The 11947-nt window shown below is 55.8% G+C and carries 7 protein-coding genes; 6 read left to right on the top strand and 1 reads right to left on the bottom strand.

Annotated features, from left to right (window positions below; genetic code table 11):
* Position 1 precedes the first annotated feature (1 nt).
* The 5 genes from bcsZ to NA986_RS13665 all read left to right on the top strand — a co-directional run bounded on the left by bcsZ (position 2) and on the right by NA986_RS13665 (position 9966).
* The gene (gene bcsZ, locus NA986_RS13685; RefSeq protein ID WP_000988802.1) at positions 2-1111 is read left to right on the top strand and encodes a cellulose synthase complex periplasmic endoglucanase BcsZ; all 1110 of its coding nucleotides are present in this window, start codon (positions 2-4) and stop codon (positions 1109-1111) included.
* Positions 1093-4635, top strand: a complete 3543-nt coding sequence (gene bcsC / locus NA986_RS13680; protein WP_023216708.1) for a cellulose synthase complex outer membrane protein BcsC — start codon at positions 1093-1095, stop codon at positions 4633-4635. Before bcsZ ends, bcsC begins: the two co-directional genes overlap by 19 nt.
* Before the next feature lie 173 nt (positions 4636-4808).
* Positions 4809-6815 (top strand): biofilm formation regulator HmsP, encoded by a 2007-nt coding sequence (gene hmsP, locus NA986_RS13675; protein WP_001266362.1) that lies wholly within the window; start codon positions 4809-4811, stop codon positions 6813-6815.
* 157 nt (positions 6816-6972) lie between these two features.
* Positions 6973-8259, top strand: a complete 1287-nt coding sequence (dctA, locus tag NA986_RS13670; protein ID WP_000858228.1) for a C4-dicarboxylate transporter DctC — start codon at positions 6973-6975, stop codon at positions 8257-8259.
* A gap of 219 nt (positions 8260-8478) precedes the next feature.
* A complete protein-coding gene (locus NA986_RS13665) occupies positions 8479-9966 on the top strand; it encodes a M16 family metallopeptidase (RefSeq protein WP_001163182.1) in 1488 nt (495 codons plus the stop codon).
* Positions 9967-10019: 53 nt separating this feature from the next.
* Here NA986_RS13665 and NA986_RS13660 read toward each other — a convergent pair whose 3' ends face one another.
* Entirely contained in the window at positions 10020-10949 is a 930-nt protein-coding gene (locus NA986_RS13660; protein WP_023216707.1) for a sugar kinase, read from the bottom strand.
* 228 nt (positions 10950-11177) lie between these two features.
* Between NA986_RS13660 and pdeH the strand changes: the two genes are divergently transcribed.
* Positions 11178-11945: a cyclic-guanylate-specific phosphodiesterase gene (gene pdeH / locus NA986_RS13655; protein WP_000595626.1), complete on the top strand. Its 768-nt coding sequence runs from the start codon at positions 11178-11180 to the stop codon at positions 11943-11945.
* Positions 11946-11947 lie beyond the last annotated feature (2 nt).

Here is an 11947-nt window from a genome sequence, read left to right as displayed (position 1 = left end):
CATGATGACTATGCTGCGCGGATGGATAACGATGATCGTCATGCTGACGGCAATAAATGCGCAGGCGGCCTGTAGCTGGCCTGCGTGGGAACAGTTCAAGAAAGATTACATTAGTCAGCAGGGACGCGTTATCGATCCGGGCGATGCGCGAAAAATTACCACCTCCGAAGGGCAAAGCTACGCCATGTTCTTTGCCCTGGCAGCGAACGATCGACCGGCGTTCGCGCAACTTTTTAACTGGACGCAAAACAATCTGGCGCAGGGATCGCTGCGTGAACATCTGCCCGCCTGGCTGTGGGGGCAAAAAGATCCCGACACCTGGTCGGTGCTGGACAGCAACTCCGCGTCCGACGGCGATATCTGGATGGCATGGTCGCTGCTGGAGGCCGGTCGTCTGTGGAAAGAGACGCGTTATACCGAGGTGGGCACGGCGTTGCTAAAACGCATCGCCCGCGAAGAGGTCGTGAATGTGCCGGGGCTGGGCTCAATGCTGCTACCTGGCAAAATCGGCTTTGCCGAGGCGAATAGCTGGCGTTTTAACCCAAGCTATCTGCCGCCGCAGTTGGCGCAATACTTTAGCCGTTTTGGCGCGCCGTGGTCGACGTTACGGGAAACCAATTTGCGGCTTTTGCTGGAAACCGCGCCGAAAGGTTTCTCGCCGGACTGGGTGCGTTATGAAAGCAAGCAAGGCTGGCAGTTGAAAGCGGAAAAGACGCTGATCAGTAGCTACGATGCGATTCGCGTCTATTTATGGGCGGGAATGATGCATGATGGCGATCCGCAAAAAGCGCGTTTACTGGCGCGATTTAAACCGATGGCGACGTTAACGATGAAAAACGGCGTTCCACCGGAGAAAGTGGATGTCGTCAGCGGGAATGCGCAAGGGACGGGGCCGGTCGGGTTTTCCGCCGCTTTACTGCCTTTCCTGCAAAATCGCGACGCCCAGGCCGTGCAGCGACAGCGGGTCGCAGACCATTTTCCTGGCAGCGATGCCTATTACAACTATGTGCTGACTCTCTTTGGACAAGGCTGGGATCAGCACCGTTTTCGCTTCACCGTCAAAGGTGAATTATTACCTGACTGGGGCCAGGAATGCGTAAGTTCACGTTAAGTCTCATGCACGCTTTTTTGCCGGCTGGCGGTCGAAACGCCTTACCTGGCAAAAGGGGAGTTTCTCGGGCATTGTTGGGGTTATCGCTTGGTATGGCGCTAACACCGCTTGCCGGCGCAGCGACCTCCGCGCAGCAACAGTTGCTGGAGCAGGTTCGGCTGGGCGAGGCCACACACCGTGAGGACTTAGTCCGTCAGTCGCTCTATCGCCTGGAGCTGATCGACCCCAATGATCCACAGGTTATCGCTGCCCGTTTCCGCTATCTGTTGCGCCAGGGGGATAGCGACGGGGCACAGAAACTACTTGACCGGCTGGCGCAACTGGCGCCGGAGTCGACGGCGTATCAATCTTCCCGCACCGCGATGCTGCTCTCCACGCCGCAAGGACGCCAGTCTTTGCAGGAGGCGCGTTTACTGGCGACGACCGGCCATACTGAACAAGCGATCGCCAGCTACGACAAGCTGTTTAAAGGTTATCCGCCGGAGGGCGAACTGGCGGTCGAATACTGGACGACCGTGGCGAAATTGCCCGCCCGCCGTCACGAAGCGATTAACCAGCTACAGAAAATCAATGCCGTCAGTCCGGGTAATAACGCTCTGCAAAATGCGCTGGCGCAACTGTTGTTCGCCAGCGGGCGGCGCGATGAGGGATTTGCGGTGCTAAAACAGATGGCGAAATCCAGTACGGGACGCAGCGCGGCCTCCGCCATCTGGTACCAGCAGATAAAAGATCTCCCGGTTAGCGACGCCAGCGTAAAAGCGTTGCAAGACTATCTGACGCAGTTTAGCGAAGGCGATAGCGTGTCTGCCGCCCGCGCCCAGCTTAGCGAGCAGCAAAAACAGTTAGCCGATCCGGCGTTCCGCGCGCGCTCGCAGGGCATCGCGGCGGTTAATGCCGGAGAAGGCGGTAAGGCCATTGCGCAATTGCAGCAGGCGGTGAGCGCCCGGCAGGACGACAGCGAGGCGGTCGGCGCGCTGGGGCAGGCATATTCACAGCGTGGCGATCGCGCCCGCGCCGTCGCGCAGTTTGAAAAGGCGCTGGCGATGGCGCCGCACAGCAGCAGCCGCGATAAGTGGGAGAGTCTGCTGAAGGTCAATCGCTACTGGCTGTTAATTCAGCAGGGCGACGCGGCCTTAAAAGCGAATAATCTGGCCCAGGCGGAGCGTTTCTATCAGCAGGCGCGAGCAGTGGATAACACCGACAGCTACGCGGTACTGGGGCTGGGGGATGTGGCGATGGCGCGCAAAGATAATGCCGCCGCCGAACGTTATTATCAGCAGACGCTGCGTATGGATAGCGGTAATACCAATGCTGTACGCGGGCTGGCGAATCTTTATCGCCAGCAGTCGCCGCAAAAAGCCGCCGCGTTTATCGCTTCTCTTTCCGCCAGCCAGCGGCGCAGTATCGACGATATCGAACGCAGTCTGGAAAATGACCGTCTGGCGCAGCAGGCGGAAACGCTGGAAAGCGAGGGCAAATGGGCGCAGGCCGCAGACCTGCACCGTCGTCGGCTGGCATTAGATCCGGGGAGCGTGTGGGTGACGTACCGACTGTCACGCGATCTGTGGCAGGCCGGGCAGCACGCCCAGGCCGATGCGCAAATGCGCTCTCTGGCGCAGCAGAAGCCAAACGATCCGGAACAGGTCTATGCTTATGGGCTTTATCTTTCCGGCAGCGATCGGGACCGGGCGGCGCTGGCGCATCTCAATACCCTGCCGACCAGCCAGTGGAACAGCAATATTCAGGAACTGGCGGGCCGATTGCAAAGTAACCAGGTGCTGGAAAGCGCTAACCGCTTGCGCGATAGCGGCAAAGAACGCGAAGCGGAAGCGTTGTTACGTCAGCAGCCGCCCTCTACGCGCATTGCGTTAACGTTGGCGGACTGGGCGCAGCAGCGTGGCGATAATGCGGCGGCCCGCGCCGCTTATGACGCCGTTCTGGCGCGGGAACCGGGTAATGTCGATGCCATGCTGGGGCGGGTAGAAATCGACATCGCACAGGGCGATAACGCCGCGGCGCGCGCTCAACTGGCGGCGCTGCCTGCGTCGCAAATCACCTCTATTAACATGCAGCGCCGCGTCGCGCTGGCGCAGCTCCAGCTTGGCGATATTACGGCGGCGGCGCGGACCTTTAACCGCATTACGCCGCAGGCAAAAGCACAGCCGCCATCAATGGAAAGCGCGATGGTATTGCGTGACGCCGCCGCTTTTCAGGCGCAAACGGGCGAGCCGCAGCGGGCGCTGGAGACCTACAAAGACGCAATGGTCGCCGCGGCGATTACGCCGGTTCGTCCCCAGGATAACGATACCTTTACCCGCCTGACGCGCAATGATGAAAAAGATGACTGGCTAAAACGCGGCGTGCGTAGCGATGCGGCGGAGCTGTACCGTCAGCAGGATCTCAATGTCACGTTGGCGCACGATTATTGGGGGTCGAGCGGGACTGGCGGCTACTCCGATCTGAAGGCGCATACCACGATGCTTCAGGTGGATGCGCCCTGGTCGGACGGACGGGCGTTCTTTCGTACTGATATGGTGAATATGGATGTTGGCCGTTTCTCTACGGATGCGGACGGAAAATACGATAATAACTGGGGTACCTGTACGCTGGAGAAATGCAGCGGACATCGTAGCCAGGCCGATACGGGCGCGAGCGTGGCGGTCGGCTGGCAGAATGAGACCTGGCGCTGGGATATCGGCACGACGCCGATGGGCTTTAATGTCGTTGATGTGGTCGGCGGCGTCAGCTATAGCGACGATATCGGGCCGTTGGGTTATACCCTGAACGCGCATCGTCGCCCGATCTCCAGCTCACTGCTGGCGTTTGGCGGGCAAAAGGACGCCAGCAGCAATACCGGCACCAAATGGGGCGGCGTGCGGGCCAACGGCGGCGGCGTCAGTCTCAGCTATGATAAAGGCGAAGCAAACGGTGTCTGGGCGTCGCTCAGTGGCGACCAGTTGAGCGGTAAAAATGTGGAAGATAACTGGCGCGTGCGCTGGATGACCGGTTATTACTATAAGGTGATTAACGAGAATAACCGCCGCGTTACCGTCGGGCTGAATAACATGATCTGGCATTACGACAAAGATTTGAGCGGTTATTCACTGGGTCAGGGCGGTTATTATAGCCCGCAGGAATACCTGTCGTTTGCGGTGCCGGTGATGTGGCGGCAGCGTACGGAAAACTGGTCGTGGGAGCTAGGCGGCTCGGTATCCTGGTCGCACTCCCGCAACCGTACCATGCCGCGTTATCCGCTGATGAATTTGATTCCGGCGGATTATCAGGAGGATGCGCGTGACCAGACCAACGGCGGCAGCAGCAGCCAGGGATTTGGCTATACCGCGCGGGCGCTCATTGAACGCCGTGTTACTGCCAACTGGTTTGTGGGTACGGCTGTCGATATTCAGCAGGCGAAAGATTATACCCCCAGTCATCTGCTGCTGTATGTCCGTTATTCCGCGGCGGGCTGGCAGGGGGATATGGATTTACCGCCGCAGCCTCTGGTGCCTTACGCTGACTGGTAATCATTGCGTCAGGCCTACGAATTGACAGGCGTCGTAGGCCTGAGAAGCGCAGCGCCATCAGACGCTATCATTAACCGTTATTCAGAAAAGTCCTTTTCAGATACAGCCTCTCTTAATGCCGCTGCAATCGGGTATACTCAGGCGGCAGTCCGGGATATCCAGGGAGAGTCAATTTGCGCGTCAGCCGCTCGTTAACAATTAAACAGATGGCAATGGTTGCGGCCGTTGTCATGGTGTTTGTTTTTGTCTTTTGCACCGTTTTGTTGTTCCATCTGGTACAGCAGAACCGCTACAACACGGCTACGCAACTGGAAAGTATCGCGCGATCTGTTCGGGAACCTCTTTCTTCCGCGATTCTAAAAGCGGATCTCCCCGGCGCGGAAACCATTCTGGAAAGTATTAAACCTGCGGGCGTGGTGAGTCGCGCCGATGTGGTATTGCCGAATCAGTTCCAGGCGTTGCGTAAGCGCTTCATTCCTGAACGCCCCGTCCCGGTTATGGTGACGCGTCTCTTCGAACTGCCGGTACAAATTTCTTTGCCGGTTTATTCGCTGGAGCGTCCCGCCAATCCGCAACCGCTGGCCTACCTTGTATTGCAGGCGGATTCGTACCGTATGTACAAGTTCGTCATGAGCGCGCTCTCTACGTTAGTGACCATTTACTTACTTTTATCGCTGATCCTGACGGTGGCCATCGCCTGGTGCGTAAACCGCCTGATTGTGCATCCGCTGCGCAAAATCGCCCGCGAGCTGAACGACATTCCGCAGCAGGAGCTGATCGGACATCAGCTGGCGTTGCCGCGTCTGCATCAGGATGATGAAATTGGGATGCTGGTGCGCAGCTATAACCTCAACCAGCAGCTTATGCAGCGTCAACGCGAGGAGCAAACGGACAACGCGATGCGTTTTCCGGTTTCCGAGCTGCCCAATAAAGCCTTTTTAATGGCGCTGCTGGAACAGGTTATCACCCGCCAACAGACCACCGCGCTTATCATCGTGACGTGCGAAACGTTGCGTGACACGGCAGGCGTGCTGCAAGAAACGCAGCGGGAGATTCTATTACTGACGCTGGTTGAGAAGCTGAAGTCGGTGCTGGCGCCGCGCATGGTGCTTACGCAGGTCAGCGGGTATGACTTCGCCATTATCGCCCACGGCGTTAAAGAGCCGTGGCACGCCATTACATTAGGTCAGCAAATACTCACTATCATTAATGAACGACTGCCCATCCAGGGTATTCAACTGCGCCCAAGCTGCAGTATTGGCATTGCGATGTATTATGGCGATCTGACCGCCGAAGAGCTCTATGGTCGCGCCGTCTCCGCCGCGTTTACCGCGCGCCGAAAAGGTAAAAATCAAATCCAGTTCTTTGACCCGGCGCAGATGGAGGCCGCTCAACAGCGCCTTACCGAAGAGAGCGATATCCTTACCGCGCTGGATAACCATCAGTTTGCCATTTGGCTGCAGCCGCAGGTCGAGATGCGCAGCGGCAACGTATTAAGCGCCGAAGCCTTGTTACGTATGCAGCAGCCGGACGGTAGCTGGGAATTACCGGAGGGGCTGATTGAGCGCATTGAATCCTGCGGCCTGATGGTCACGGTGGGCCATTGGGTGCTGGAAGAGTCCTGCCGCCAGCTTGCCGCCTGGCAGGAGCGCGGCGTGACATTGCCGCTCTCCGTCAATCTTTCCGCGTTACAGCTCATGCACCCTGGCATGGTGTCGGAGCTGCTGGAATTGTTAAACCGCTATCGTATTCAACCAGGTACGCTGATTCTTGAGGTCACTGAAAGCCGCCGTATCGACGATCCGCACGCTGCCGTCGCCATCTTACGTCCGTTACGTAATGCTGGCGTGCGTATCGCACTGGATGATTTTGGCATGGGTTACGCGGGGCTGCGCCAGTTACAGCATATGAAGTCGCTACCGGTCGATATCCTTAAAATTGATAAAATGTTTGTCGATGGGTTACCGGATGATCACAGTATGGTGACGGCGATTATCCTGATGGCCCGCAGTCTTAATTTACAATTGATTGCCGAGGGCGTGGAGAACGAGGCGCAACGCGCGTGGCTGGAACAGGCGGGAGTCAACGTCGCGCAAGGCTTCCTGTTTGCTCGGCCCGTTCCCGCGGATATCTTTGAAGAACGGTATCTGTCGCACGAAAATCCTGATTACAAAAGTTAAAAAAGGTCGCGCTTGTGCGAGCCAGCTCAAACTTTTTAACATTTTTGTTTCAATTATGATCCTGGCGCATTTCTGTCATGTTGTGTGGGTGTTATTTTAAGGCCGCAGGTTACTCATAACCTTACAAGACCTGTGGTTTTTACTTCAAGGACACCCTATGAAAACCTCTCTGTTCAAAAGTCTTTATTTTCAGGTCCTGACAGCAATCGCCATTGGTATTCTCCTTGGCCATTACTATCCTGAACTGGGCGCACAAATGAAACCGCTTGGCGACGCGTTCGTTAAGCTCATTAAGATGATCATCGCTCCTGTCATTTTCTGTACTGTCGTGACGGGCATCGCAGGCATGGAAAGCATGAAGGCGGTGGGCCGTACCGGCGCGGTCGCGCTGCTTTACTTTGAAATTGTCAGTACGATTGCGCTGATTATCGGTCTTATCATCGTCAACGTTGTGCAGCCTGGCGCCGGGATGAACGTCGATCCGGCAACGCTGGATGCGCAGGCGGTGGCCGTTTATGCCGCACAAGCCAAGGAGCAGGGCATTATTGCCTTCCTGATGGATGTCATACCGGGCAGCGTGATCGGCGCGTTTGCCAGCGGCAACATTCTGCAGGTCTTACTGTTTGCGGTGTTGTTTGGTTTTGCGCTGCACCGTTTGGGCAGCAAAGGCCAGCTCATTTTCAATGTGATTGAGAGTTTTTCGCAGGTCATTTTCGGCATCATCAATATGATCATGCGCCTGGCGCCGATTGGCGCATTCGGCGCGATGGCCTTCACCATCGGTAAATACGGCGTCGGTTCTCTGGTACAACTGGGGCAGCTCATTATCTGCTTCTATATCACCTGTATTCTCTTCGTGGTGGTGGTGCTGGGGACGATTGCACGGGTAACGGGCTTTAGCATTTTTAAATTTATTCGCTATATCCGGGAAGAATTACTCATTGTGCTTGGCACCTCCTCTTCCGAGTCAGCGTTGCCGCGTATGCTCGATAAGATGGAAAAACTGGGGTGCCGTAAGTCGGTGGTGGGGCTGGTGATCCCGACGGGGTATTCGTTCAACCTCGATGGCACCTCTATCTACCTGACGATGGCGGCGGTGTTTATCGCCCAGGCGACCAACAGCCATATGGATATCTTCCACCAGATCACGCTGCTGGTCGTGCTGCTGCTCTCGTCAAAAGGCGCCGCGGGCGTGACCGGAAGCGGCTTTATCGTGCTGGCGGCCACTATCTCCGCCGTAGGCCATTTACCGGTTGCGGGACTGGCGTTAATCCTCGGTATCGACCGCTTTATGTCCGAAGCGCGCGCGCTGACTAACCTGGTGGGTAACGGCGTGGCGACGGTGGTGGTTGCCAAATGGGTGAAAGAGTTAGATCACCAAAAGCTGGACGATGTGCTTAATAATCGTGCGCCGGATGGCAAAACGCACGAAATTTCCTCCTAATCTCGCCACTTATGCCCGTAGTCCCTTCCAGGACTGCGGGTGTTTGCGCATAATTGACCCCTGCGCCCAAAGCATACAGCATGATGCTTAGGGATTATTTCACTTCTTCCGTGACATTTTTAGGTTCTCGCGGTCTAACACGAAGTGTTTTTACGTCATATTCAGGCATCCCTGCCGGGGCTGTCTTTTTATTACCAGGATTGTTGATCAGGGGTTCACATGCAGGGCACAAAAATTCGACTCTTAGCGGGCAGTCTGTTGATGTTGGCCTCTGCCGGCTATGTGCAGGCAGATGCGCTCCAGCCCGATCCGGCATGGCAACAGGGGACGCTGGCTAATGGGTTACAGTGGCAAGTGTTGGCTACGCCTCAGCGCCCCAGCGATCGTATTGAAGTTCGTCTACAGGTTAATACCGGTTCGCTCACCGAAAGTACGCAACAGAGCGGGTTCAGCCATGCGATTCCCCGTATCGCGCTGACGCAAAGCGGTGGTCTGGATGCCGCACAGGCACGTTCTTTATGGCAGCAAGGGTTTGATCCGAAACGTCCCATGCCGCCCGTTATTGTTTCTTATGATTCCACGCTCTATAACCTCAGTTTACCCAATAACCGTAACGATCTGCTGAAAGAAGCGCTGACCTATCTGGCTAACGTCTCCGGTAAATTAACCATTACGCCAGAGACGGTGAATCATGCGTTAAGCAGCGAAGATATGGTTGCGACGTGGCCAGCAGATACTAAAGAGGGCTGGTGGCGTTATCGGCTGAAAGGGTCAGCGTTATTGGGGCACGATCCCGCGGAACCGTTAAAGCAACCGGTAGACGCAGCCAAAATTCAGGCTTTCTATGAAAAATGGTACACCCCGGATGCCATGACGCTGATTGTTGTCGGCAACATTGATGCGCGCTCCGTCGCCGAGCAGATCAATAAAACGTTCGGTACGCTGAAAGGTAAACGCGAAACGCCCGCCCCGGTGCCGACGCTTTCGCCGCTGCGGGCGGAATCAGTGAGCATTATGACCGATGCGGTGCGCCAGGATCGTCTCTCCATTATGTGGGATACGCCGTGGCAACCGATTCGCGAATCGGCGGCGCTGTTGCGCTACTGGCAGGCGGATCTGGCGCGTGAAGCGCTGTTCTGGCATATCCAGCAAGAGCTGACTAAAAATAACGCGAAAGATATTGGTCTGGGGTTTGACTGCCGGGTTCTGTTTCTGCGCGCGCAGTGCGCCATCAACATTGAATCACCTAATGATAAGCTCAATACCAATTTGAGCCTGGTGGCGAATGAACTGGCGAAAGTACGCGATAAAGGTTTGTCGGAAGAGGAGTTTACTGCTCTGGTGGCGCAGAAAAATCTCGAATTGCAAAAGCTGTTCGCGACCTACGCACGTACCGATACTGACATTTTGACTGGACAGCGTATGCGCTCGCTGCAGAATCAAGTGGTGGATATCGCGCCGGAGCAGTATCAGAAGCTGCGCCAGAATTTCCTCAACAGCCTGACCGTCGATATGCTCAATCAGAATCTACGTCAGCAGCTATCGCAGGAGATGGCATTAATTTTGCTGCAACCGCAAGGCGAGCCGGAATTTAATATGAAGGCGTTAAAGGCGACGTGGGATGAAATCATGGTCCCGACAACTGCCGCCGCTGTTGAAGCAGATGAGGCGCATCCGGAAGTGACGGAGACACCGGCGGCACAGTAAGCTGCCGCCTGCCGGCCCGGTAAGCGCAGCGCCACCGGGCAAGAGCAAATGACTTACTGCGGCATCGCGTCGTGCGGAATAATGGCCCCACGGTACTGAATCACCGTGCTGGCCGTCAGGTGTCCGCGCTTCGCGGCATCCGTCGCGCTGCCGTCCGTCAAACGAACGGCCAGATAACCGGCGCTGAAGGAGTCGCCTGCGGCAGTGGTGTCTATCACTTTCTCTTTCGGCAGTTTGACTGCCGGAACGTCAATGAGCGCCTCGCCCTGAATCGAGACCAGGCAAGAGTCCGCCCCGCGTTTTACCACCACTTCCTGTACGCCTGCCGCATGGGTGCGGGCAATGACCTCTTCCACGGGTTGCTGACCCCATAGCGCGTCTTCATCGTCCAGTGTCAGGAAGGCGATATCAGTACATTCCAGCATCTTTTGATAGACCTGCTGCGTTTCTTCGCGACTTGTCCATAAACGCGGGCGATAGTTATTATCAAAAATGACTTTCCCGCCGTTGGCCCGGCATTCACGCAATAAAGACAGCAGCTTATCACGGCTGGTCGGGCTTAAAATCGCGAGGCTAATGCCGCTCAGGTAGAGATAATCGAAGGTCGCCAGCGCCTTGCAGATAGCCGCTGACTGCTCGCTCTCCAGCCAGAATTTCGCTGCCGCTTCGTTACGCCAGTAGTAGAAGGTACGCTCGCCAGTGTCATCGGTTTCGATGTAATAGAGGCCTGGCAGGCGATTTTCCATCCGCTGCGTTAGCGAGGTATCCACATTTTCATGCTGCCACGCCTCCAGCATCTGTTGGCTGAAACTGTCGGTACCCAGCGCCGTCACATAGTGAACGGCCAGAGCGGCAGAATCGACCTGACGGGCAATATAAACGGAGGTATTCAGCGTGTCGCCGCCGAAGCCGCGCTGAACATCAGCGCCTTTCTGCGACAGCTCAATCATGCATTCGCCAATCACGGCAATCTTTTTAGACATAGTCGTGAACCTGATCTGTAAAAATTAGCGTTAGTGTGCGCTGTGGATGTTTAGTGGTCAATAATATTAAAACATCGGTCCATTATTTTTTTGAGCAAGTGCGTATTTTTGACAAGTTTCGGGGGCTGTTTTTATTTTGCCAGGGACCGAGGGTAAAGTTCTCTGCCTGAACGCCGATAACCTTTGACGAGTCCGGACAGTCACACTCCCATTAACAGGACAACTGAGATGATAAAGCAGGTTATCCAGCAGCTACGCGTTCCTGATGCAGGTATAGAGAATTTGCAGGAACGGCGCTATTGGCTGCAATGCGAGCGTGCCTATACTTACCAGCCGATATACCAGACGGATGGCCGTTTGATGGCGGTTGAACTTCTCACTGTCGTCACCCATCCTGATAACCCTTCCAGACGTATTGCCCCGGATCGTTATTTCGCGGAGTTAGCGGTTCGACACCGCATTGACGTAGTGAAAGAACAACTTCATCAGCTTGAACAAAAAGCGGATTTTTTCACTCGCCATCACTTATTGGCATCAGTCAATGTCGACGGCCCTACGCTGATTGCCATGCGACGACAGCCGGACATTCTGGCAGCGATGGAGCGCTTACCCTGGCTGCGTTTCGAACTGGTGGAACATATTCGTTTGCCGAAAGACTCCTCTTTCGCCTCGATGTGTGAGTTCGGCCCGCTGTGGCTGGATGATTTTGGTACCGGTATGGCCAATTTTTCAGCGCTGAGCGAAGTGCGTTATGACTACATTAAAGTGGCGCGAGAGCTGTTCGTCATGCTGCGTCAGTCCCCGGAGGGACGCAACCTGTTCACTCTGCTGCTGCAACTGATGAACCGCTACTGCCGCGGCGTTATTGTCGAGGGCGTGGAGACGCTGGAAGAGTGGCGTGATGTGCAGCGTTCGCCCGCCTTTGCCGCCCAGGGCTATTTTCTTTCTCGACCCGTGCCGCTGATATCGCTCGAAGAGGTGATTCTGACCCTGTAACG

It is taken from the genome of Salmonella sp. NW177 (assembly GCF_051811585.1).
Lineage (GTDB): Bacteria > Pseudomonadota > Gammaproteobacteria > Enterobacterales > Enterobacteriaceae > Salmonella > Salmonella enterica.
This window is presented reverse-complemented; position numbering and strand designations above follow the sequence as displayed.

Coding starts and splice junctions, on each gene's coding strand:
- bcsZ (WP_000988802.1), top strand. CDS start 2: ATGATGACTATGCTGCGCGGATGGATAACGATGATCGTCATGCTGACG.
- bcsC (WP_023216708.1), top strand. CDS start 1,093: ATGCGTAAGTTCACGTTAAGTCTCATGCACGCTTTTTTGCCGGCTGGC.
- dctA (WP_000858228.1), top strand. CDS start 6,973: ATGAAAACCTCTCTGTTCAAAAGTCTTTATTTTCAGGTCCTGACAGCA.
- NA986_RS13665 (WP_001163182.1), top strand. CDS start 8,479: ATGCAGGGCACAAAAATTCGACTCTTAGCGGGCAGTCTGTTGATGTTG.
- NA986_RS13660 (WP_023216707.1), bottom strand. CDS start 10,949: ATGTCTAAAAAGATTGCCGTGATTGGCGAATGCATGATTGAGCTGTCG.
- pdeH (WP_000595626.1), top strand. CDS start 11,178: ATGATAAAGCAGGTTATCCAGCAGCTACGCGTTCCTGATGCAGGTATA.